This is a genomic window from Rhodococcus sp. A14 (genome assembly GCF_011603105.1).
Taxonomy (GTDB): Bacteria; Actinomycetota; Actinomycetes; order Mycobacteriales; family Mycobacteriaceae; genus Rhodococcus_F; species Rhodococcus_F opacus.
This window is the reverse complement of sequence record NZ_JAAOQS010000133.1, coordinates 1-21,180: the sequence shown is the minus strand read 5'-3', so window position 1 is coordinate 21,180 and position 21,180 is coordinate 1. Positions and strand designations below refer to the sequence as shown.

General features: G+C 68.6%; 24 protein-coding genes and 2 pseudogenes. 22 read left to right on the top strand and 4 right to left on the bottom strand.

Features of this window, described 5'->3' with window-relative positions; genetic code table 11:
* A pseudogene (locus G9373_RS39535) lies at window positions 1-255 on the bottom strand (glycerophosphatase); the annotation flags it as partial.
* Between the two features lie 73 nt (window positions 256-328).
* On the opposite strand from G9373_RS39535, the gene pafA reads away from it, so the two are divergent.
* The 8 genes from pafA (at window position 329) to G9373_RS39495 (ending at window position 9,765) form a co-directional block, all read left to right on the top strand.
* Window positions 329-1,687: a Pup--protein ligase gene (gene pafA, locus G9373_RS39530; RefSeq protein WP_005256282.1), complete on the top strand. Its 1,359-nt coding sequence runs from the start codon at window positions 329-331 to the stop codon at window positions 1,685-1,687.
* A gap of 47 nt (window positions 1,688-1,734) precedes the next feature.
* Entirely contained in the window at window positions 1,735-2,727 is a 993-nt protein-coding gene (locus tag G9373_RS39525; RefSeq protein WP_085990310.1) for a YafY family protein, read from the top strand.
* Entirely contained in the window at window positions 2,724-3,704 is a 981-nt protein-coding gene (locus G9373_RS39520; protein WP_005563472.1) for a YafY family protein, read from the top strand. Before G9373_RS39525 ends, G9373_RS39520 begins: the two co-directional genes overlap by 4 nt.
* Window positions 3,701-4,765: a 2-dehydropantoate 2-reductase gene (locus G9373_RS39515; protein WP_120660746.1), complete on the top strand. Its 1,065-nt coding sequence runs from the start codon at window positions 3,701-3,703 to the stop codon at window positions 4,763-4,765. The genes G9373_RS39520 and G9373_RS39515 overlap by 4 nt, the downstream gene beginning before the upstream one ends.
* 72 nt (window positions 4,766-4,837) lie before the next feature.
* Window positions 4,838-5,113 (top strand): Sec-independent protein translocase subunit TatA, encoded by a 276-nt coding sequence (gene tatA, locus G9373_RS39510; protein WP_039952129.1) that lies wholly within the window; start codon window positions 4,838-4,840, stop codon window positions 5,111-5,113.
* A gap of 71 nt (window positions 5,114-5,184) precedes the next feature.
* The gene (gene tatC, locus G9373_RS39505; protein ID WP_005256277.1) at window positions 5,185-6,225 is read left to right on the top strand and encodes a twin-arginine translocase subunit TatC; all 1,041 of its coding nucleotides are present in this window, start codon (window positions 5,185-5,187) and stop codon (window positions 6,223-6,225) included.
* An 18-nt stretch (window positions 6,226-6,243) separates the two neighbouring features.
* Window positions 6,244-8,973, top strand: a complete 2,730-nt coding sequence (locus G9373_RS39500; protein WP_043788208.1) for a DEAD/DEAH box helicase — start codon at window positions 6,244-6,246, stop codon at window positions 8,971-8,973.
* 102 nt (window positions 8,974-9,075) lie between these two features.
* On the top strand, window positions 9,076-9,765 hold the full coding sequence (locus tag G9373_RS39495) for a DUF4333 domain-containing protein (RefSeq protein WP_081276434.1): 690 nt from the start codon (window positions 9,076-9,078) through the stop codon (window positions 9,763-9,765).
* Window positions 9,766-9,789: 24 nt separating this feature from the next.
* Here the strand turns inward: G9373_RS39495 and G9373_RS39490 are convergent, their stop codons facing one another.
* Window positions 9,790-10,746, bottom strand: a complete 957-nt coding sequence (locus G9373_RS39490; protein WP_005564283.1) for a 5'-3' exonuclease — start codon at window positions 10,744-10,746, stop codon at window positions 9,790-9,792.
* A gap of 36 nt (window positions 10,747-10,782) precedes the next feature.
* Here G9373_RS39490 and G9373_RS39485 point away from each other — a divergent pair, with 36 nt between their 5' ends.
* Both G9373_RS39485 and G9373_RS39480 read left to right on the top strand, forming a co-directional pair.
* Complete coding sequence (locus G9373_RS39485) at window positions 10,783-11,922, top strand: Xaa-Pro peptidase family protein (protein ID WP_005256261.1); 1,140 nt, start codon at window positions 10,783-10,785, stop codon at window positions 11,920-11,922.
* A 118-nt stretch (window positions 11,923-12,040) separates the two neighbouring features.
* Window positions 12,041-12,799 carry a polyprenol monophosphomannose synthase gene (locus G9373_RS39480; RefSeq protein WP_005256260.1) on the top strand — a complete coding sequence of 253 codons (759 nt, stop codon included), beginning with the start codon at window positions 12,041-12,043 and terminating at the stop codon, window positions 12,797-12,799.
* Here G9373_RS39480 and G9373_RS39475 read toward each other — a convergent pair.
* A complete protein-coding gene (locus G9373_RS39475) occupies window positions 12,759-13,172 on the bottom strand; it encodes a TIGR03618 family F420-dependent PPOX class oxidoreductase (RefSeq protein ID WP_005564285.1) in 414 nt (137 codons plus the stop codon). The genes G9373_RS39480 and G9373_RS39475 overlap by 41 nt on opposite strands.
* Window positions 13,173-13,202: 30 nt before the next feature.
* Here G9373_RS39475 and G9373_RS39470 point away from each other — a divergent pair, with 30 nt between their 5' ends.
* From G9373_RS39470 to G9373_RS39455, 4 genes are read left to right on the top strand one after another with little or no spacing between them, the layout of a single operon-like run.
* The gene (locus tag G9373_RS39470) at window positions 13,203-13,979 is read left to right on the top strand and encodes an SDR family NAD(P)-dependent oxidoreductase (protein WP_167120453.1); all 777 of its coding nucleotides are present in this window, start codon (window positions 13,203-13,205) and stop codon (window positions 13,977-13,979) included.
* Window positions 13,976-15,211, top strand: coding sequence for a precorrin-6y C5,15-methyltransferase (decarboxylating) subunit CbiE (gene cbiE / locus G9373_RS39465; protein ID WP_167120450.1), 1,236 nt, complete (start codon window positions 13,976-13,978; stop codon window positions 15,209-15,211). The genes G9373_RS39470 and cbiE overlap by 4 nt, the downstream gene beginning before the upstream one ends.
* Window positions 15,208-15,957, top strand: a complete 750-nt coding sequence (cobM, locus tag G9373_RS39460; protein ID WP_005564291.1) for a precorrin-4 C(11)-methyltransferase — start codon at window positions 15,208-15,210, stop codon at window positions 15,955-15,957. The genes cbiE and cobM overlap by 4 nt, the downstream gene beginning before the upstream one ends.
* A gap of 2 nt (window positions 15,958-15,959) precedes the next feature.
* Window positions 15,960-16,703 (top strand): cobalt-precorrin-6A reductase, encoded by a 744-nt coding sequence (locus G9373_RS39455; protein ID WP_005564293.1) that lies wholly within the window; start codon window positions 15,960-15,962, stop codon window positions 16,701-16,703.
* Window positions 16,704-16,724: 21 nt separating this feature from the next.
* Here G9373_RS39455 and G9373_RS39450 read toward each other — a convergent pair whose 3' ends face one another.
* Window positions 16,725-17,162: a cupin domain-containing protein gene (locus tag G9373_RS39450; RefSeq protein WP_167120447.1), complete on the bottom strand. Its 438-nt coding sequence runs from the start codon at window positions 17,160-17,162 to the stop codon at window positions 16,725-16,727.
* 240 nt (window positions 17,163-17,402) lie between these two features.
* On the opposite strand from G9373_RS39450, the gene G9373_RS39445 reads away from it, so the two are divergent.
* The 8 genes and pseudogenes from G9373_RS39445 (at window position 17,403) to G9373_RS39415 (ending at window position 20,909) form a co-directional block, all read left to right on the top strand.
* The gene (locus G9373_RS39445) at window positions 17,403-18,143 is read left to right on the top strand and encodes a lipoate--protein ligase family protein (protein WP_005564297.1); all 741 of its coding nucleotides are present in this window, start codon (window positions 17,403-17,405) and stop codon (window positions 18,141-18,143) included.
* Window positions 18,144-18,374: 231 nt separating this feature from the next.
* Entirely contained in the window at window positions 18,375-18,809 is a 435-nt protein-coding gene (locus G9373_RS39440; protein ID WP_043788538.1) for a hypothetical protein, read from the top strand.
* 56 nt (window positions 18,810-18,865) lie between these two features.
* Window positions 18,866-19,108, top strand: a pseudogene (locus G9373_RS39435) (MFS transporter); the annotation flags it as partial.
* Between the two features lie 95 nt (window positions 19,109-19,203).
* Window positions 19,204-19,482: an SOS response-associated peptidase family protein gene (locus G9373_RS39430; RefSeq protein WP_307866352.1), complete on the top strand. Its 279-nt coding sequence runs from the start codon at window positions 19,204-19,206 to the stop codon at window positions 19,480-19,482.
* 9 nt (window positions 19,483-19,491) lie between these two features.
* Window positions 19,492-19,689: a hypothetical protein gene (locus G9373_RS47150; RefSeq protein ID WP_240960994.1), complete on the top strand. Its 198-nt coding sequence runs from the start codon at window positions 19,492-19,494 to the stop codon at window positions 19,687-19,689.
* A gap of 3 nt (window positions 19,690-19,692) precedes the next feature.
* A complete protein-coding gene (locus G9373_RS47145) occupies window positions 19,693-19,992 on the top strand; it encodes a hypothetical protein (RefSeq protein WP_240960993.1) in 300 nt (99 codons plus the stop codon).
* Between the two features lie 117 nt (window positions 19,993-20,109).
* Window positions 20,110-20,355, top strand: a complete 246-nt coding sequence (locus G9373_RS39420) for a hypothetical protein (protein WP_240483077.1) — start codon at window positions 20,110-20,112, stop codon at window positions 20,353-20,355.
* Window positions 20,356-20,411: 56 nt separating this feature from the next.
* Complete coding sequence (locus G9373_RS39415) at window positions 20,412-20,909, top strand: SRPBCC family protein (RefSeq protein WP_005256238.1); 498 nt, start codon at window positions 20,412-20,414, stop codon at window positions 20,907-20,909.
* Window positions 20,910-21,180: the final 271 nt, after the last annotated feature.

Genomic DNA, 21,180 nt, shown 5'->3' with positions numbered 1-21,180 from the left:
GAACAGCGGTTTGAGGATGCCGTTGGCCAGACCGCTCGCCATCATGAGGGACAGCAGTCCGCGCACACCACCGCGGCGGGCGCGCCCGCCGACCAGTCCCAGGACCGCCGCCACGAACCACCACAGGAGCCCCTTGTCGGCCGCGCGGCTGAGGAAGCGCATGGCCCGGTCGAGCTCGGAGGGGCTCAGATCGGCGCTGCGGTCGAAGACGATCTCGTCGGCCCGGTGGATTCGGCGTAGGTGTCGGTTCACCATCTCAGGGTATGCGCGGGGTGTCGCCGGAGGGTTTTTCCGCTCCGCCGGGTGATCGGCGTTGTACTGTCGAGGTGTGCAGCGACGAATCATGGGAATTGAGACAGAGTTCGGTGTGACCTGCACCTTCCATGGTCACAGGCGACTGAGCCCGGACGAGGTTGCGCGCTACCTGTTCCGGCGGGTGGTGTCGTGGGGCCGGAGCTCCAACGTGTTTCTCCGGAACGGTGCCCGCCTGTATCTGGACGTCGGCTCGCACCCCGAATACGCGACAGCCGAGTGCGACAACCTCATCCAGTTGGTCAACCACGACCGGGCGGGGGAGCGCGTTCTCGAGGAGCTGTTGATCGACGCCGAACAGCGGCTCGCCGAGGAAGGCATCGGCGGCGACATCTACCTGTTCAAGAACAACACGGACTCGGCAGGCAATTCGTACGGCTGTCACGAGAACTTCCTCGTTGCCCGGGCCGGCGAATTCTCCCGGATCTCGGACGTGCTGCTCCCGTTCCTGGTGACGCGGCAGCTGATCTGTGGCGCGGGCAAGGTCCTGCAGACGCCGAAAGCGGCCACGTTCTGCCTGTCGCAGCGCGCCGAGCACATCTGGGAGGGCGTGTCCTCGGCGACCACGCGGTCGCGGCCCATCATCAACACCCGTGACGAGCCGCACGCCGACGCGGAGAAGTACCGCCGCCTGCACGTGATCGTCGGCGACTCGAACATGTCCGAGTCCACCACCATGCTGAAGGTGGGCACGGCGGCGCTCGTGCTCGAGATGATCGAGGCCGGGGTGTCGTTCCGCGACTTCGCGCTCGACAACCCGATCCGCGCCATCCGCGAGGTCAGCCACGACGTCACCGGACGCCGCCCGGTGCGGCTCGCCGGCGGCCGGCAGGCCAGCGCCCTCGACATTCAGCGGGAGTACCACGCGCGTGCGGTGGAACACCTGCAGAACCGGGATCCCGATCCGCAGGTCACTCAGGTCGTCGACCTGTGGGGTCGCATGCTCGACGCCGTCGAGACACAGGACTTCGCGAAGGTCGACATGGAGATCGACTGGGTGATCAAGCGCAAGCTGTTCCAGCGCTATCAGGACCGGCACGGCTTCGAGCTGGCCGACCCGAAGATCGCGCAGCTCGATCTGGCGTACCACGACATCAAACGCGGTCGCGGCGTGTTCGACGTGCTGCAGCGCAAGGGTCTGGTGAAGCGGATCACCGAGGACGAGACGATCGAGGCGGCGGTGGACACTCCGCCGCAGACCACTCGGGCGAAGCTGCGCGGCGAGTTCATCACGGCGGCGCAGGAGGCCGGACGCGACTTCACGGTCGACTGGGTGCACCTCAAGCTCAACGACCAGGCCCAGCGGACCGTGCTGTGCAAGGACCCGTTCCGGTCGGTCGACGAGCGGGTGGAGCGGCTGATTGCCTCGATGTAGCGGCGCTGTGAGAGTCCGTAACGGGCTCACCCACTAGGCTTCCGGGCGTGCCGACTTCCAAGATCGAGCGGTTGATGAACCTGGTGATCTGTTTGTTGTCCACCAGACAGTTCCTCACCGCCGAGAAGATTCGCGAGAGCGTTGCCGGGTACGCCGACTCCGCGAGCGACGAGGCGTTCAGCCGCATGTTCGAACGCGACAAGAACGAGCTCCGGGATCTCGGTGTTCCGCTCGAGACCGGGCAGGCGTCGCGCTTCTCGACGGTCGAGGGCTACCGCATCAACCGCAACGCGTACGAGCTTCCCGACATCGACCTCAGTCAGGAGGAGTCCGCGGCGGTCGCGGTGGCGGTCCAGCTGTGGGAGTCCCCGGAGTTGACGTCCGCGGCTCAGGGGGCACTGCTCAAGCTGCGTGCGGCGGGTGTGCAGGTGGATCCGGATTCGGCGGCCACCCCGATCACCGCGGTGCCCGCCCGCACCCGAGGGTCCGAACCGGCGCTCGGCAAGTTGCTGGCGGCGGTCGATGCCGGCCGCGCCGTGCATTTCCCGCACCGCGGCGCCCTGAACGAGCCGTACACCCAGCGCACCGTCGAGCCCTGGGGAGTCGTCACCGCGCACGGCCGGTGGTACCTCGTCGGTCACGACGTCGACCGGGGGGCCGTCCGGACGTTCCGGCTGTCGCGGATCGGCGACGACGTGACGGAGTTCGGACCGTCCGGGGTCGTCCACAAACCGGCGGGCGTCGACCTCCGGGAGATCGTCGACCGGGTCACCGGTTCGGGTGAGGTCACGGGGACCGCCACCGTGTGGGTGGCGGAGGGCCGTGCCCAGGAACTGCGCCGACTGGCGACCACGGCGGAGGAGAAGCGGGTGAACGAGCGCAGCGGCACCGTGCTCGGGATTCCGGTCCGCTCCCGGGACTGGATCGCGCGGCTGGTCGCGGGCCACGGGGCGGACGCCCTGGTCCTCGATCCACCCGAACTGCGTCACGATGTGCTGACCAAGCTGAAGGACGCCGCACGGGGAGGGGGGACGTCGTGAGCAACAGGCTGTCGTCGAGACTGTCCCGGCTCCTCAACCTGGTGCCGTACTTCATCGCGAACCCCGGGATGAGTGCGGCCGAGGCCGCCGCCGAACTGGGCGTCACCACCACACAGCTGATGTCGGACCTCAACCAGTTGTGGGTGTGCGGCCTACCCGGCTACGGTCCCGGCGACCTCATCGACCTCTCGTTCTCCGAGGAGAGCATCGAGGTGACCTTCTCGGCGGGCATCGACCGCCCGCTGCGGTTGACGTCCACCGAGGCGACAGCCCTGCTGATTGCCCTGCGTTCGCTGGTGGAGATGCCGGGCATGGTCGATCCGTCCGCGGCGCACAGTGCGATCGCGAAGATCGAGGACGCCGCGGGCACCGCGGCGGCCCGCGCGGCGGTGACGCCGACGTCGGAGCGGGAGGCGGTGGAGGACGTGGCGGAAGATCCCATCGCCGCCACGGTGCGGTCCGCGCTTCATCATCGGCGTGCCCTCCACCTGACGTACTACTCGGCGTCCCGGGACCGCGTCACCGAGCGCACCGTGGATCCGGTGCGGGTCGTGCTGGTCGACAATCAGAGTTACCTGCAGGCGTGGTGCCGGCAGGCCGAGGGGGTCCGGCTGTTCCGGCTCGACCGGATCGACGCCGCCACCGAGTTGGACGAGCCGTCCACACCGCCGGCGCAGGCTCTCGTGCGGGATTCCAACCTGGAATTGTTCAGCGGCGACGCGTCCCTTCCCCAGGCCCGGTTGCACGTCGGTGCCGACTGCGTCTGGGTGCTCGACTACTACCCGATGGATGTCCGGACGGTCGCTCCCGACGGCTCGGTCGAGGCGAGCATGAGTTACGGGGCGCTCGAGTGGATGGCCCGGCTCGTGCTCGGGTTCGGTTCCGGAATCACCGTGCTCGAACCTGCGGAACTGGTCGACGAGGTGCGCCGCCGGGCCGTGGAGGCGCTGTCCGCCTACGACGCCGTCGAGGCATGAGCTGCGACGGGCGTCCGCTGCGGATCAGCGTCTTCGGCGCGGGCAGCATCGGTTGCTATGTCGGGGGCCGGCTCGCGGCGGCCGGCGCCGAGGTGACCCTGATCGGCCGGGAGCGTGTCGGGGCGGAGATCCGTGAACACGGGTTGCGGCTGACGGACCTGCACGGAGCGGACATCCGGGTCGGTGCCGCCGACATCGCCTTCGCGACCGGTCCCGAGTCGGCGGCCACGGCCGATCTCGTCGTGGTCTCGGTGAAGTCGGCGGGGACACCGGAGGCAGGTGCCGCACTGGCGTCGGCGATCGGTTCCGACACGGTGGTGGTCAGTGCGCAGAACGGGTTGGGCAATGCGGACACCCTGCGCACGGCACTGCCGGAGCAGGTCGTTCTCGCGGCGATGGTGCCGTTCAACGTGGTGCACCGCGGCGACGGGCATTTCCACCAGGGCTCCGAGGGTGATCTCGAGATCGAGCAGCATCCGGCGGTGCGCGCATTCGCGCCGGTCTTCGACGACGCCGGGCTGCCGCTGCACGCACGTGCGGACTTCCGCTCGGTGCAGTGGGCGAAGCTGCTGCTCAACCTGAACAACGCGGTGAACGCCCTCTCGGGCCTGCCGCTCCGCGAGGAGTTGTCGCAGCGGTCGTTTCGGCGCGCGGTCGCCCTGGCACAGCGGGAGGCGCTGACTCTCCTGACCGCCCGCGGCATCGCTGTCGCCAAGCTCACACCGCTGCCGCCGCAGTGGATTCCCCGGTTGCTGACCGTCCCGGACGGGGTGTTCCGGGTGGCGGGCAGCCGGATGCTGGCCATCGACCCGCACGCACGATCCTCGATGTGGGACGACCTCGAAGCGGGCCGGCGCACCGAAGTGGACTGGATCAGCGGGGAGATCGTGCGCCTGGCCGCGGCGTCGGGCACGGCCGCGCCGGTGAACGCGAGGCTGGTCGAATTGATCCGCGAGGCCGAGGCGGGCGGGAACCGGCACTGGTCCGGGGACGCCCTGCTCGACGATCTGCGCTCACGGCGGGGACCCAGGAAACCGACAGGTAAACGGCAGCGCAACTAGCCGGTTTCGACCGGACCGGTGCCGTGTATGTCCGGTAGCATCGTGGTCACCTGATCTTTTGGAGGTTTCATCATGGGAGCCATGAGCCCCTGGCACTGGGCCATCGTCGCGCTGGTCGTCATCATCCTGTTCGGTTCCAAGAAGCTGCCCGACGCGGCTCGTGGACTCGGCCGTTCGCTCCGCATTTTCAAGAGCGAGGTCAAGGAGATGCAGAACGACAACAGCACGCCGGCGCCCACCGCGCAGCAGAGCGCGCCCGCCGAGCTGCCCGTGGCGGACACCACCCCCGCACCGGTCACCCCTCCGGCGCCGGTGCAGCCGCAGCACACCGAGCCCAAGTCGGCATAGCCCGAGCCGCCTGACAACCGGGGTGACTCGTCACCCCGGTTGCCTGCTGACCAAGACTAGGGCGAACAACAGTGCGAATTCCGTTCGATCCGCGCCACAGCAAGCGGAGGACCAATCCCGACGGCACCATGTCGTTGGTCGATCACCTCTACGAGCTGCGCACGCGGTTGCTCCTGTCGGTGCTGGCCATCGTGGTCACCACCGCGGTGGGCTTCTTCTGGTACTCCCACCAGATTCTCGGGATCGAGAGTCTCGGTGAGCTCCTGCGCGGACCGTACTGTTCGCTGCCGGCGTCGAGTCGCGCCGACCTGAGCAACGACGGGTCGTGCCGGCTCCTCGCGACCGGACCGTTCGAGCAGTTCATGCTCCGCTTCAAGGTCGCGCTGACGGCAGGCATCGTCCTCGCCTGTCCCATCTGGCTGTACCAGCTGTGGGCGTTCATCACGCCCGGCCTCTACTCGAAGGAGCGCCGCTACGCGATCGGCTTCGTGGTGTCCGGCGCCGCGCTGTTCCTCGCCGGCGCCGTCCTCGCCTATGTGGTCGTCGCGAAGGCCTTGCACTTCCTGCTGACGATCGGCGACAACGTCCAGATCACCGCACTCGGCGGCGCGGAATACTTCGGGTTCATCATCAACCTGCTGATCATCTTCGGTGTCAGTTTCGAGATCCCGCTGCTCATCGTCGCGCTGAACTTCGTCGGCATCCTGCCCTACGCGAAGCTCAAGGCGTGGCGCCGCGGCCTGATCTTCGCTCTGTTCGTGTTCGCCGCGATCGCCACCCCCGGGCAGGACCCGTTCTCGATGCTCGCGCTCGCGTTCGCGTTGACCCTGCTGTTCGAGGTCGCCGTGCAGATCGCCCGCATCAACGACCGCCGCAAGGCTCGTCGGACGGAGCAGGAGTGGGGTGCCCTCGACGACGACGAGGCGTCGACGATCGCCGCGCCGTCGGACCTGAACGAGGCGTTCGACGTCGCCGCCACACCGGTCCCCGAGCCGGCGGGCCGGTTCCGGCGGTCACGCAAGTCCGGGAGGTCCGGCGCCGCGAGCAAGAACGACGAGGCGAGCACGACCGGCAGCAACACACCGGGTCAGGACTTCTCCGACACCCTGTGACAATCTGACGGGGTGGCAGTGACAACAGGTGACACGACCGGCGGCACCGAACTCGATGTGTTCTCGGCGCAGCTCGGCTTCGTGCTCGACCCCTTCCAGATCAACGCCTGCCGTGCTCTCGAGGGCGGCCACGGCGTCCTCGTCTGCGCCCCGACCGGCGCGGGAAAGACCGTGGTCGGCGAATTCGCCGTGCACCTGGCGCTCGCCTCCGGTCGCAAGTGCTTCTACACCACACCCATCAAGGCGCTGAGCAATCAGAAGTACGCGGAGCTGGTGCGGCGGTACGGCAAGGACACGGTCGGGCTGTTGACCGGCGATTCGAGCATCAACTCGGACGCCCCCGTGGTCGTCATGACCACCGAGGTGCTGCGGAACATGCTGTACGCCGACTCCCCGGCGCTGCGCGGGTTGTCCCACGTCGTCATGGACGAGGTGCACTTCCTGGCGGACCGGTTCCGTGGGGCCGTGTGGGAAGAGGTGATCCTGCACCTTTCCGAGGACGTCCGCCTCGTGAGCCTGTCGGCGACCGTCAGCAACGCCGAGGAGTTCGGCGCGTGGATGGAAACGGTGCGCGGCGACACCACCGTGGTGGTCGACGAGAACCGCCCGATCCCGCTGTGGCAGCACATCATGGTCGGGAAGCGGCTGTTCGACCTCTTCGACACGAGGGCGCGCAGCGGGGACGCGCTCAAAGATCTGGTGGTCGACCAGGATCTGGTCCGGCACGTCAAACAGCGACAGGCGCTCGAGCGGGCCGACTCGTGGGAGAACCGGGGTAGGGGACGCCGCGGCGGCGGGTTCTCCAGCGACTTCCGGCCGCTGCCCCGACCGGAAGTGATCTCCCGCCTCGACGACGAGGGACTCCTCCCGGCGATCACGTTCATCTTCAGCCGCGCCGGGTGCGATGCCGCGCTGGCGCAGTGCCTGCGGTCCCGCCTCGATCTGACGACGCCGGAGCAGGTCGCCGAGATCCGGACCATCATCGACGCCCACACCGCCGAACTGCCGAAGGCCGATCTGGAGGTCCTCGGGTACTGGGAATGGCGCAAGGCGCTCGAGCGGGGGCTCGCCGCGCACCACGCGGGGATGCTGCCCGCGTTCCGGCAGACGGTCGAGGAGTTGTTCGTCAAGGGGCTGGTCCGGGCCGTGTTCGCCACCGAGACGCTGGCGCTGGGCATCAACATGCCCGCCCGCACGGTCGTCCTCGAACGCCTCGTCAAGTACAACGGCGAGGCCCACGCCGAACTCACCCCGGGGGAGTACACGCAGCTCACCGGCCGGGCGGGACGTCGCGGCATCGACATCGAGGGTCACGCGGTGGTCCTGTGGCAGCCCGGGGTGGAACCTGTGGACGTCGCCGGGCTGGCCTCCACGCGCACCTTTCCGCTCCGCAGCTCGTTCCGTCCCGGCTACAACATGACCATCAACCTGGTCGATCGCATGGGCGCGGCGGAATCACGGGCCCTGCTCGAGCGGTCGTTCGCCCAGTTCCAGGCCGACCGGTCCGTGGTCGGCCTGACGCGCGGCATCGAACGCAACGAGGCCGCGCTCACCACGCTCCGCGAACGGCTGGGCGGCGAGGACGGCGAGTACTTCGAGTACGCGCGCCTGCGGGAGGAACTGAGCAGCCGGGAACGGTCACTCGAACGGGCAGGCCGAACCGAACGCCGGGACGCCGCCGTCGCCTCGCTCGTCGCACTGCGGCGCGGCGACGTGATCGCGATCCCCGTGGGACGGCACTCCGGTCTGGCCGTGGTGCTGGAACCGGACCGGGACCCGACGGATCCGAAGCCGTTGATCCTCACCGAGGCGAAATGGGCGGGCCGGGTGTCGGCCGGCGACTTCCCCGAGCCTGCACGGTCTTTGGGATCGATGCGGTTGCCGCGGCGCTTCGATCACCACACCGCCCGGGTGCGACGTGATCTGGCATCGGCATTGCGCAGCACCGGAATCGTTGCGCCGGGTCGCCGGAAGCGTAAGAAGTCGGGTGCCGGCGCCGACGACGCCGAGATCGCGCGGCTGCGACGCGCCATCCGGCAGCACCCGTGCCACAGTTGGCCCGACCGCGAGCAGCTGAGCCGGATCGGTGAACGCTACAACCGGCTGGCCCGCGAGACCGAGACGATGCGGCAGAAGGTGGCTGCCACGACGAACTCGTTGGCGCGCACGTTCGATCGCATCCTGTCGCTGCTCGCCGAGCGCGACTACATCTCGCCGGGCGAACACCCCGACGCCACCGAGCACGGCACGCGGTTGAGCCGAATCTATTGCGAGAGCGACCTCTTGGTGGCCGAGTGTCTCCGGCAGGGTGTGTGGAAGGGGCTCGGGCCCGCGGAGCTCGCCGCCGTCGTGTCCGCCGTGATCTTCGAATCGCGCCGTGAAGGGGACACCGTCGAAGGCGGCGGTCCGGGAGCATTGCGGCACGCCCTCGACGAGACGGTGCGGGTGTGGCGGGAGCTGCGGGCGGACGAGATCCGGCACAAACTGCCGCCCACGCGTGAGCCGGACCTCGGCTTCGCTGCCGCGATCTTCCACTGGGCGAGCGACAATTCGCTCGTCGAGGCGCTGATCGCGGCAGGAGATCAGGGGCGTGCACTGTCTGCCGGCGACTTCGTTCGGTGGTGCAGGCAGGTGATCGACCTGCTCGAACAGGTCCGGTCGACGTCCCCCGATCCGGATGTCGGCAAAGCCGCAGGTCGTGCGGTCGCGGCGATCCGCCGCGGTGTCGTCGCCGTGGATGCTGCGTGACCCGACGCCGTGTGGTTGGATTCGCACGCCGTCCGAGGGCCCGAATCCGATGGTGGGGCGTTACGGTAGGTACAAAACTTGACACGTGAGCGGGAGGCGACGATGAGCGGCCCTTACGGACCGAACGACCCGAACGGGCAATGGGCCCAGGGACAGCAACCGGGCCAGGGTAACCCTGACCAGACCGGCGGCCAGTACGGGGCGCCGCAGTACGGTCAGCAGCCGCCCGCCCAGCCGTGGGGACAGCCGGGACCGGGTCAGCCTCAGCAGCCCGGGCAGCCGCAGTGGGGCCAGCACCCGCAGCAGCCCGGACAACCGCAGTGGGGTCAGCCGCCGCAACCCGGTCAGCTCGGACAGCCGGGTCCGGGACAGTGGGGTCAGCAGCCCGGGCAGCCGCAGTGGGGGCAGCAACCGGGTCAGCCGCAGCAGTGGGGCCCGACCCCCGGCCAGCAGCAGTGGGGGCAGCCGCCGTCGTCGGGGAAGTCGAAGCTGCCGTTGATCATCGGTGGTGTGGTGGCTCTGCTGGTGATCGTGGGTATCGCCCTGGTGCTCGCGTTCACGGTCTTCGGCACGGACACGCTCGATCAGAAGGCGGCCGAGGACGGTGTCGAGCGCATCGTCACCGATTCGTACGGCGCCGAGAACGTGTCCGGTGTCACGTGCCCCGCGGATCAGGAAGTGAAGAAGGGCAACAGCTTCACGTGCAGTCTCACCGTCGACGGTGAGAAGAAGCAGGTCACTCTCACCTTCACCGACGACAAGGGTACGTACGAGGTGAGCCGCCCCAGTTAGACACGTCCTCGGCCCACCCGTCCGTCACGGAACCCGTGCGGCGGCCACCTTTTTCATCGCCGCAGTGAGGCGGCCGACGGAATTCTCGATTCCGAGTTCCTCCGCCAGCCTGCCGAGCCGGTCCGCATCGACCGGTTCGGCGGGCAGCGTGTCTTCACGGGACAGTTCGACATCCGCGTTCCGCACCACCCGCACCACCGGCAGTGCCGCGTCGAGATAATCGGCTGCGGCGGCGAATTTCGCGCGCGCACCCTTCGCCATGTCGGATTCGGGATCGGCTGCGGCGGCCCGCAGGGCGGCGAGCGATCCGTATTGCATGATCAGGCTCGACGCGGTCTTCTCGCCGATTCCCTTCACCCCCGGCAGCCCGTCGGACGAGTCGCCGCGCAGCAGGGCGAGTTCGGCGTAGGCCTCACCGGCCCGGTCGGCGGGCACCCCGTATTTGGCTGCGACCTCTTCCGGCCCGAGCAGTTCGGCCTTGGCGAGGCCGCGCACCACGTACAGCACCCGCACCGGCACGGGGTCGTCCGTGACGACCTGCAGGAGGTCGCGGTCGCCGGTGACGACGATGGTGGTGTCGCGAGTCTCGGTGGCGGCCAGGGTGCCGAGAACGTCGTCGGCCTCGAGCCCTTCCGCACCGGCGGTCGCGATTCCGGTGGCGGCCAGGACATCCAGGATCATCGGGACCTGCGGCGACAGGGTGTCGGGCACCTCTTCCTCCGCCCCGCCGGTGTCCTCGGCGACCCGGTGCGCCTTGTAGGTGGGCACGGCCTCGACGCGGAACGCGGGCCGCCAGTCGAGGTCGAGGCACACTGCGAGCCGGGTCGGTTGGTGCTTGGTGATCAGTGCGGCCACCATGTCGGTGAACCCGCGCACCGCGTTGACGGATCGACCGTCGGGTGAGGTGATCGAGTCGGGTAGCGCGTAGTACGCGCGAAACCAGAGGCTGGCACCGTCGAGGAGAAGCAGAGGCCCTGTCATGACCCTCATCCTGCCAAACCGGTTTAGCCTGAAGCCATGAGTTCCCTCGGCGCATCGACTTCACGCTTCCCGACCACCATCTATGCCGACCGGATCGCTCGCGCAGGCGCACTGGCCCGCGACGCCGGACTCGACGGCCTCCTCATCACCCCGGGACCCGACCTGCGGTATCTGCTGGGTTCGCGCGCGGAGTCGTTCGAACGGCTCACCTGCCTGGTGATTCCCGCGAACGGCGACACCGCGTCCGTGGTCGTGCCGCGGCTCGAACTGGCGTCGCTCACCGAGTCGGCGGCGTCCGAGCTCGGGTTGACGATCCGTGACTGGGTCGACGGGGTCGACCCGTACGCGTTGGTGTCGGGACTGCTGCCGTCGCCTGCCCGGACCGCCGTCACCGATGCGATGCCTGCGCTGCACCTGATTCCGCTGTCGGAGGCGCTCGGTGCGCTGCCGGTCCTGGCCACCGGGGTGCTGCGGGAGTTGCGGATGGTCAAGGACCAAGCGGAGATCGACGCGTTGCGCCGGGCCGGTCAGGCCATCGACCGGGTCCACGCACGGATGGGGGAGTTCCTGAAGGTCGGCCGCACCGAGGCCGAGGTGGCGGCGGACATCACCGCCGCGATCCTGGCGGAGGGACACACCGAGGCGGCGTTCGTCATCGTCGGCTCGGGACCGCACGGAGCCGACCCGCACCACGAGGTGTCCGAGCGGGTCGTCGAATCGGGTGACGTCGTGGTCATCGACATCGGCGGGCCCGTCGAACCCGGCTACAACTCCGACTCCACCCGCACGTACAGCATGGGTGAGCCCGATCCGGGTGTGGCAGCCAAGTTCGCGGTCCTGGAGGAGGCGCAGGCGGCGGCCGTCGACCTGGTGCGTCCCGGCGTCACCGCGGAGGCGGTCGACGCGGCCGCCCGCGACCTGCTGGCCGCGCAGGGGCTGGCCGAGGTATTCGTGCACCGGACCGGGCACGGAATCGGGTTGTCGGTGCACGAGGAGCCGTACATCGTGTCGGGTAATGCGATCGAGCTGGCCGAGGGGATGGCGTTCAGCGTGGAGCCCGGCATCTACTTCCGCGGGGAGTGGGGTGCGCGGATCGAGGACATCGTGATCGTGACCGCTGACGGCTGCGAGCCGGTCAACACCCGGCCCCACGGGCTGACGGTGCTCCCCGGCTGAGCACCGGGAGCGTGCGGGGGCGGTGCGGCGCTGGTAGTAACATCTTCCATTTGTTCACGACCGCACTCGCCGCTGCACGTCCGCGGAGAGTCGGGATCACAGATCACGCGAAGGTGTCATGGAAAGCGTCGCCCCGAAGGTAACCGTCGTCGTACCGACCTACAACGAACGCGACAACCTGCCCAAGATCGTCGAGCTTCTCGCGGCGTCGGAAATTCCGAACCTGCATGTGCTGGTCGTCGACGACAACTCGCCGGACGGCACCGGTGAGGTCGCCGACACGCTCGCGCAGAGCGGTCCTATCCCGGTCGGAGTCCTGCACCGGACCGTGAAGGACGGCCTCGGACGGGCCTACGTCGCCGGGATGACCCGGGCGCTGGCCGAGGGCGCGGACATCGTGATCCAGATGGACGCCGACCTGTCGCACCCCACCGAGGCCATCCCGCGGATGGTGCAGACGCTGGCGACGACGGATGCGGCCGTCGTGCTCGGCTCCCGCTACGTGGCCGGTGGCGCGGTCGCCAGCGACTGGCCCTGGCATCGCAAGGCGCTGTCGGCGTGGGCGAACTTCTACGTCAACGCGATCCTGCGGTTGCGCGTCAAGGACGCGACCGCCGGGTTCAAGGCGTGGCACGCGGACACCCTGCGGGCCATCGACGTCGACGGTGTGCAGAGCAACGGGTACGCGTTCCAGGTGGAGATGAACTACCGCACGGTGCAGCGCGGCATGACCATCGCGGAGGTCCCGATCCGGTTCGAGGAGCGCACCGACGGGGTGTCCAAGATGAGCCTCGCCGTGCAGATCGAGTCCGCGCTGGTCCCGTGGAAATTGCGGTTCAGTGGTGACGCAGCGCAGCCGAGCCGAGTACGCGGCTGACGGCGATCTCCACGACCACGCGGGTCGGGTTCACCCGGGGCTGGCGGTACCTCGCGGCGTAGCGGGCGACGGCGTCGGCGACGGAATCGGGGTCGGTCAGCACCCGGGCCGGGCCCTCGAGTGTCATCCAGCGCGGTCCGTCCACCTGGCTCACCGCGCCGTACCCTCCGCGTTCGGCGTTGATGGCCTTCTGCGAGGAGCCGTTGGTGATGACCCGCGCCAGCCCGTGCTCCTGATCCCAGGTGAAGCCGACGGCGACGACGTGCGGGGTGCCGTTCTTGCGGAGGGTGGTGAGCGTCCCGAGGTGGTATTCGCCGAGGAAGGTGAGCGCCGCGTCGGTCAGGCGGATCGGGGTGGAGGGGGTGCGGTCCATGCCCCGACGGTAATCCAGGACACTGGACGGGTGAGCCTGGGATCGAAGAAGAACAGCGGCAAGCCCGGCGACGACGGGGTGGTACTCCTCCTCGGTGGTCGCAGCGAGATCGGCCTCGAGATCGCCACCCGGCTCGCACCCGGTCGCACGATCGTCCTCGCCGCCCGCCGCAGCACCGAACTCGCCGCCGAACGGCAGGCGCTGCTGGACGCGGGCGCGTCCGTGGTGGACTGCGTGGAATTCGACGCCGACGACCTCGACAGCCACGAGAAGCTGCTGCGGTCCGTGGTGGACACGCACGGACCGCTGTCGGTGGCGGTGCTGGCGTTCGGCATTCTCGGCGATCAGGCGCGCGCTGAGCGGGACGCGCGGCACGCCGTTGCCGTGGTCCACACCGACTACGTCGCGCAGGTCGATCTGCTCACGCATCTCGCGACCCTGCTCCGGGAACAGCGGTCGGGACGGATCGTCGTGTTCTCGTCCGTCGCAGGCGTGCGCGTGCGCCGCGCCAACTACGTGTACGGGTCGGCGAAGGCGGGCCTGGACGGGTTCGCCTCGGGTCTCGGCGACGCCCTCCACGGCAGCGGTGTCTCCCTCCTGCTCGTGCGGTCCGGTTTCGTGATCGGCCGGATGACCGAGGGGATGTCGCCGGCGCCGATGTCGAGCACACCGGCGCAGGTCGCGGACGCGGTCGTGCGGGGTCTGCATCGCGGTGCGAGCCGAGTGTGGGTGCCGGGACGGTTGCGCCCGGTGTTCTTCGTCATGAGGTTGCTGCCGCAGGCGGTCTGGCGCCGGATGCCGCGATGACCGACCCGATCGTCGTCGTCGGTATCGGTGCCGACGGGTGGGACGGTCTGGCGCCGTCCGCGCGACGCGCGATCGAGGGCGCCGACGTCGTGATGGGTTCGGGCCGGCAACTCGCCCTGCTTCCCGAGTCGCCGGCGCTGCGGGTGGCGTGGCCGTCGCCGCTCGTCCCCGCGCTGCCGGGCTTGTTCGAACAGCACCACGGTCGGCGGGTGTGCGTCCTGGCCAGCGGAGACCCGATGTTCCACGGTATCGGCGTCACCCTCGTCGACCTGCTCGGCGCGGAGCGGGTGCGGGTGATCTCGCACCCGTCGTCGGCCACGCTGGCCTGCGCCCGGCTGGGCTGGGCGGCGCACGAGACGCCCGTGGTCAGTCTCGTGAACCGGCCGGTGGACACGCTCCTGCCTGCACTCGGCGATCACACGCGACTGCTCGTGCTGAGCCGCGACGAACACACCCCCGCCGCCGCGGCCGAACTCCTGACGAAACACGGGTTCGGGCTGTCGCGGCTCACCGTGCTCGGCGAACTGGGCGGACCCGACGAGTCGAGGCTCGACGGAACGGCGTCGGCCTGGTCGCATGATCCGGGGGCCCGGCTGAACGTGATCGCGATCGACTGCCGGGCCGACTCCGGCACCCTCCGGCTGACCCGGATGCCCGGACTGCCCGACGTCGCGTTCACGGGCGACGGGCAGATGACCAAACACGAGATCCGCGCACTGACGCTCTGCGCTCTCGCCCCCGCGGCGGGGGAGCTGCTGTGGGACGTGGGAGGCGGGTCCGGCACGGTCGCGATCGAATGGATGCGCACCCACCCCCTCTGCCGGGCTGTGACTTTCGAGCGCAGCACGGCACGTGCCGACCAGATCGAGTCGAACGCTTCGGCGCTCGGGGTGCCGTCCCTCCCAGTGTTCGGTGACGCACCCGCAGCGTTCGAGGACGTACCGCCGGAACTGTCCACCCCGAACGCGATCTTCGTCGGCGGTGGCGTCACGCAGGACGGTCTGCTCGAGGAGTGCTGGTCCCGGCTCCGAGTCGGCGGCCGGATGGTGGCCAACGCGGTGACGGCGGAATCGGAAGCACTTTTGCTGCAATGGTTCTCGAAATGCGGAGGGCAGCTCCGCAAGTTTCAGGTGTATCGCGGTGAGCCGCTCGGCGGGTTCACCGCGTGGCGGCCGCAACTGCCGGTGGCGCAGTGGTCGGTGACGAAGCAGTCGGAAGGTGATGCGACATGACGGTGAACTTCATCGGGGCAGGTCCCGGCGCGGCCGACCTGGTCACGGTCCGCGCGCAGCGGATTATCGCGGCGAGCCCCGTCTGCCTGTACGCGGGCAGCCTCGTCCCGCAGGAACTGCTGGCGGAATGCCCCGAGGGTGCGCGGGTGATCGACACGGCGCGACTGAGTCTCGACGAGATCGTCGCCCTGCTGATCGAGGCGGACGCGGCCGGTCAGGACGTCGCCCGGCTGCATTCGGGTGATCCGTCGATCTTCAGTGCCGTCGCCGAACAGGTGCGCCGGCTCGAGGCTGCCGGCGTCGCGTACACCGTGGTGCCCGGGGTTCCCGCGTTCACCGCCGCGGCGGCGTCGCTGGGGCGGGAGTTGACCGTTCCCGGTGTCTCGCAGTCGATCGTGCTGACCCGCGTGTCCACGCTGTCCACCGCGATGCCGGAGGGTGAGGACCTGCGTTCCCTCGGCCGCAGCGGTGCCACGATGGTGGTGCACCTGGGTGCGCACCGGATCGATCAGATCGCCCTGGAACTCACCGAGAACTACGGCCGCGACTGTCCCGCCGCCGTAGTCGCGTTCGCGTCGCGTCCCGACGAGATCGTGCTCCGCGGCACCCTGGCCACGATCGCCGATCAGGTGAAGGCCGCGGGCGTCACGAAGACCGCCGTGGTAATCGTCGGGAAAGTGCTTGCTGCCGAAGGATTTCCGGACAGTTACCTGTATTCCGCCACTCGCGAGCGCACCACCCACTGAGCGTGGCACGGATCCTGATCCTCGGCGGCACCGGGGAGGCGCGAGCGCTCGCCGCCGCACTCACGGACGTTCCGGGGGTCGACACCGTGTCCTCCCTCGCCGGCCGGGTCCGCGATCCGCGCATGCCCGTCGGCGACGTGCGGATCGGCGGATTCGGGGGAGCGGACGGACTCGACGAGTGGCTGCGCGCGCATCCCGTCGACGCGATCGTGGACGCGACGCATCCGTTCGCGGCGCAGATCACGAGCAACGCCGCCGACGCCGCGCACCGTCGCGGGATACCGCACGTCGTGCTGCGGCGCCCGGAATGGTCCGCACGTCCCGGCGAACGCTGGCACCGCGCCGCCGACCTCGTCGACGCGGCCGCACTGCTGCCAGACCTGGGAACGAGAGTCTTTCTCACCATCGGCAGGCAGGGTGTCGACGCGTTCGCCGGCCTGAACGCACTGTGGTTTCTGATCCGCGCGATCGATCCACCCGACGTGGCGACGCCGCCGCAGTCGACACTGCTCCTCGCCCGCGGGCCGTTCGCGGTGGCCGACGAGATCACGCTGATGCGTGAGCACCGTATCGACGTCCTGGTCACCAAGAACAGTGGCGGCGGTCAGACCGACGCGAAACTCGACGCCGCCCGCACACTGGGCGTGCCGGTGCTGATGATTCGCCGTCCACCGTTGCCGTCGGCAACGGCAACGGTGGACGACGTCGCGGGAGCAGTCGAGTGGATCGCCTCCGTCACACGATGAGGACGCGGGTGCGGTGACCCGTCAGCAGGCCGGCGCCGGCGCGTCCTCGGACAGCGGCTTGCCCTCCGGTTCCGTGTAGAACGCGAGCAACACCAGCGGTTCGGTGCCCAGATTCGAGCCCTCGTGCACGTGATCGCTTCCGTGGTCCTCGGTGATCGCCTGACCGGCTGTCGTTACCGCTTTCGTGCAGTCCTGCAGAGTGCGGGACAGCACACCGGATTCGACGAACGCGTACACCGGACCGTCGTGGAAGTGCCACCCCGTCGTGCCGCCGGGGGCGATCTCGATGCGCCGCAGCGTGAGATCCGTGCCCGCCGAACTGCCCGCGACCGCCGGAACCGTGGTCTCGAACAGCACCTGCGCGGTCACTCCCGACGACGGCGTGGCCTGGGCGGGGGACGCGGACACTACCGCGGCGACGGCACAAGACAAGACGACCACACTCGATCTGAGGAGCATCGTGACGACCTCTCGGCGCGCTGGCCCGGCACACTGTGTGCAGGCATCCAGGGAGTGCAATTCGGCGTGTCCAGGGTAGGGCTCCGGTGAGAGCCGCCGCGGGGATATCCGCGAACCCGATCCCGCGTCGACTGCCTCCGGGTGCTCTTGTCGTCCCCCTCGGCGACACTGTAGTGGCGTGCAGGTTGCGGCGATGACGTCGTGGCCGTGAGATATTCGGGGCGGACCGACGGGAAGAGTATGACGATCGAGCAGTTGCTGACCACGCACTTTCCGGACGATCCCGTCTTGGACGCGGCGCTCGCCACGGCACTTCTGCGTCGCACCGCGCGAGAGCCGAATGCCCCTGCACTGATCCGCATCTACAGTCCCGCGCGGACGCTGTCGTTCGGACGTCTGGACGCTGTTCGACCGCAGTTTCCGGCCGCCGCCGCGGCGGCGCGGCGACACGGATTCACCCCCGTCGTCCGAGGAGCCGGCGGTCGGGCGGCGGCCTACCACGAGCAGACCCTCGTCGTGGAGATGTTCTCCCGGGACACCGAGGGCATGGTCGGGGCGCGCCCCCGCTTCCAGCGCATCACCCCGCGGCTCGTCGGCGTGCTGAGGAAGCTGGGTCTCGACGCTCGCATCGGACCGGTGCCCGGTGAGTATTGCCCCGGTGATTGGACGGTGAACGGCGCAGGCCGCGTCAAGCTGGCAGGGACCGCGCAGCGAATAGTCGCCGGGGCGTGGCTCTTCGGCTTCGAACTGGTGGTCTCCGATTCCGACCCCCTGCGGGCGGTTCTCACCGATGTCAATGCAGCCCTCGAGTTGGAGTTCGACCCCGGCACCGCGGCGTCCCTGACGGACCTGAACCCGGCCGTCACGCTCGAACAGGTCCGGGCAGCGATCCTCGCCGAAATCGGCGTGGTCCGCGAACGGACCGCCGACCCCGACCTCCTGGAGGAGGCCGCGAACCTGCGCGACGCACATGTGGCGTGAGGCGTTACCGCGCCGTGCGCCAAGGACGGCAACTTCGACTTGCAACGGCAAGTCCTTCCGGGCCCAGAGCATCGAGTCCTACCCGAAGCAGCAGACAAATGGCCCTTCTGCTCCCGCTCTTCTGCATGCTGTAACGAATGACGACGGCCGGGCGACGGCATCGGTGAACCCCGCGGCACGCCCCAGTCGTGTCCGAGCGAACCGGATGGGTCCCCACGGGAGGTAGATCCGATGCGACGACGTACCTCGAACGTCCTACCTGGACGGGGAACTTCGGCTGCTTCTGTTCTGGTCGGACTGGGTGCTCTCTTCCTGGGTGTCGCACCCGTCGCGACCGCGGCGCCCACGGATACCGTCCTGCCGGTGCCGGTCATCGGAATCACCAATTTGCCTACCGGTTTTCTCAGTCCCGTCTATTCGCAGGTGATGGTGCGCACAGATCCCGAGGCTCCGGGTATGACCGGATTTGTCGAATATTGCGTCTGCACAGTGCATTGGCGCAATCTGACGACTGGGGCCGCCGGCGCCGTGGTCCCGTCGCGGTCCACGGGTCCCGTGCTTACGGGGTCGGGAACGGTGGTCGCCGTCCTGACCGTCAACGGCTGGTCCGACCGTCCAGGTGTCCTCACCGCACTGCCCGGCGCGGGTACCTGGAATGTTCCGTGAGGAAGGGGTCACGCAGACCGACCATCCCGGCCCGGTGATCAAGGATCGCCCACACGGCGTCCTTCGGCACGGGTTTCGTCGTACGCCCCATCGGCGCCATGGTGTTCGGCAGAATGGGGGACCGCGTCGGCCGTAAGAAGACGTTCATGACGACGTTGCTCATCATGGGCGGCGCCACCACGACGCTCGGACTGATGCCCACCTATGACCACATCGGGATTCTGGCGCCGATACTGCTGGTGACGTTGCGGCTGCTGCAGGGTCTCGCGATCGGCGGAGAGTACGGGGGCGCAGTCGTCGGCACCTACTACCAGCGAGTCCTCGACGGCCACCGGATCCTGACGTCGCATTTCCGCACTATTCCGCAGGGCCCGGTGAAATCGTCAGTCCCGGCGTGTTAGATCGGGATCAAGAGGACCGATCAGGGAGGACGAACGTGTGCGGACGGTATGCCAGCACCACCACCCACAAAGAAACTCGCTCCATCTTCGAGGTCGCCGAGGTCGTCGGCGAGGAGCTGAAACCGTCCTACAGCGTCGCACCCACGCAAGAGGACCGGGTCGTCCTCGAACGAGCACCGCGGGATCAGCCGGACGCCGAAGCCAGTCGACAGATCCGGACAGTTCGATGGGGACTGGTACCCAGGAACAGACGCCCGGTGCGTTGCGTTTGAGGGGGTGACATGATGATCGATGAGCGGCGAGAGACGTTGCGGCGGAAGTATTTGAGTCTGGGCACGGGCGAGCTGGCGGCGGCGGCGGTCTTCGCCGCCGTTTCCGTCGTCGCCGTGATGCCCCGAGTGGAGATCAGGCAGGATTCCGCGGCCCTGTGGTCGGCGTTGATCCCACTGCTCGTGCTCCTCGTGCAGGCGGGCATCTAACGGTTGTCGGCACGTAGCTGGGTCGAGCGGGCACCGATGCCGGCCGCCCTCGCCGCCGCCAATCGTGTGTTCCGGATCGTCGATCCGGGCTTGCTTGTGGTCGGGCTCGTCGGAGTGCTCGTGTGGTGGCCCGATCACGTCAGCGTGGCGATAGCAGCCGTAGCCGTATGGGTCTTCGGTGTCCTGGAGTACGTCAACTACTTCGTCGTCCGCCTGTCCTATCCCGCGGGCCGGTGGTTGACCATGGTGGGGCAGTGGCGCAACCCCCGGCTCGTGCAGGACCTGAACTCGGCGACGCGATGATTCCCCTCAGCGAGATGCCCTGGCGGGTGCCCCCGATCAGGAAACAGGCGCGAGGAGCTTGACGAGCTGAGACCGCGCCCGGATCCGCGTCGTGACCGTCTGGACGCTCACGCCTTGGTGTTCGGCGATATCGGCACCCACGTCGGCCGGACGCAGCAGGCCGATCTCGTCGTAGTACCGCAACGTTCGTGGCGACCGGATGCACGGATCCGCTTCGACGTAGGCCCACGACACGGCAGCACCACCCTGTACTGGACATTGGTCGTCGATGAACCGGTCCCGGACGGGGAGACGATCGTCCGCATGCGCAAGCGAGTGAACGAACTCATCAACGCGAACCTGCGATTCACGTTCGGTCAGTAGTCGCCCCCGATCAAGGATCCATCACTGGCCGCTGCCGCCTACGTTAGGCTCGCGTGATGGCCACGCCTATCACAGTCGAGCAGTCGCGGGCGATCCCGATCGCGCGCCGGCAAGCCTTCGATGTGACGCTGCCGATTCCTCTGACCGCGATCTTCTCCCGCCGCTACGCCCTGCTGCCGCCCATCAAGCAGGTCCGCGGACAGGACGGGATCTGGAGCCGGGTCGGACAGTCGCGCACAGTGGTCACCACGGACGGCGGAACGATGCGCGAGCTGCTGACGGACGTCGATGCGCCTCACTCGTTCAGTTACCGGCTCAGCGACATTACCGGCCCGATGCGGCCACTGGTCGACAGCATCGACGGAACCTGGGAGTTCGTCCCGCACGGGACCGGGACGATGATCACCTGGCGATGGACCCTGCACTCGAGGGCCCTTGGGGCACTTGTCATGCCGCTGATCACCTCGATGTGGCGTGGCTACGCACGACAGGCACTGGAGCTGCTGTCCGCGCAACTTCTCATGCCAGAGCCCACCGAGCACACACCGGACTGACGCATTCGTGACGTCGTCACTGGTGGGCAGGTGTGAGCCTGCACCTTCCAGCCGCAGAGGTTCAGTCCGTGGATCGCTGACCGGTCGGCGGTACTCATCCGGCTATCGAATGAGGACCGCACCCGGCGGGTGCGGTCCCGCAGACTAGGGCATGTCTCCCAATAACTTGAGCCACTCGACGATGCCGGCGAGCAGGAATCCGGCGCGGTAGGTGAGGGCGAGTTTGTCGTAGCGAGTGGCCACCGCACGCCACTGTTTCGCCTTGTTGAAG

What these genes read in the sequence shown, in the direction of transcription:
- G9373_RS39515 (WP_120660746.1), top strand. Translation starts at nt 3,701, where the DNA reads ATGAGCTGCGACGGGCGTCCGCTGCGGATCAGCGTCTTCGGCGCGGGC.
- tatA (WP_039952129.1), top strand. Translation starts at nt 4,838, where the DNA reads ATGGGAGCCATGAGCCCCTGGCACTGGGCCATCGTCGCGCTGGTCGTC.
- G9373_RS39495 (WP_081276434.1), top strand. Translation starts at nt 9,076, where the DNA reads ATGAGCGGCCCTTACGGACCGAACGACCCGAACGGGCAATGGGCCCAG.
- G9373_RS39490 (WP_005564283.1), bottom strand. Translation starts at nt 10,746, where the DNA reads ATGACAGGGCCTCTGCTTCTCCTCGACGGTGCCAGCCTCTGGTTTCGC.
- G9373_RS39485 (WP_005256261.1), top strand. Translation starts at nt 10,783, where the DNA reads ATGAGTTCCCTCGGCGCATCGACTTCACGCTTCCCGACCACCATCTAT.
- G9373_RS39480 (WP_005256260.1), top strand. Translation starts at nt 12,041, where the DNA reads ATGGAAAGCGTCGCCCCGAAGGTAACCGTCGTCGTACCGACCTACAAC.
- G9373_RS39475 (WP_005564285.1), bottom strand. Translation starts at nt 13,172, where the DNA reads ATGGACCGCACCCCCTCCACCCCGATCCGCCTGACCGACGCGGCGCTC.
- cbiE (WP_167120450.1), top strand. Translation starts at nt 13,976, where the DNA reads ATGACCGACCCGATCGTCGTCGTCGGTATCGGTGCCGACGGGTGGGAC.
- cobM (WP_005564291.1), top strand. Translation starts at nt 15,208, where the DNA reads ATGACGGTGAACTTCATCGGGGCAGGTCCCGGCGCGGCCGACCTGGTC.
- G9373_RS39450 (WP_167120447.1), bottom strand. Translation starts at nt 17,162, where the DNA reads ATGCTCCTCAGATCGAGTGTGGTCGTCTTGTCTTGTGCCGTCGCCGCG.
- G9373_RS39445 (WP_005564297.1), top strand. Translation starts at nt 17,403, where the DNA reads ATGACGATCGAGCAGTTGCTGACCACGCACTTTCCGGACGATCCCGTC.
- G9373_RS39440 (WP_043788538.1), top strand. Translation starts at nt 18,375, where the DNA reads ATGCGACGACGTACCTCGAACGTCCTACCTGGACGGGGAACTTCGGCT.
- G9373_RS47150 (WP_240960994.1), top strand. Translation starts at nt 19,492, where the DNA reads ATGATGATCGATGAGCGGCGAGAGACGTTGCGGCGGAAGTATTTGAGT.
- G9373_RS39415 (WP_005256238.1), top strand. Translation starts at nt 20,412, where the DNA reads ATGGCCACGCCTATCACAGTCGAGCAGTCGCGGGCGATCCCGATCGCG.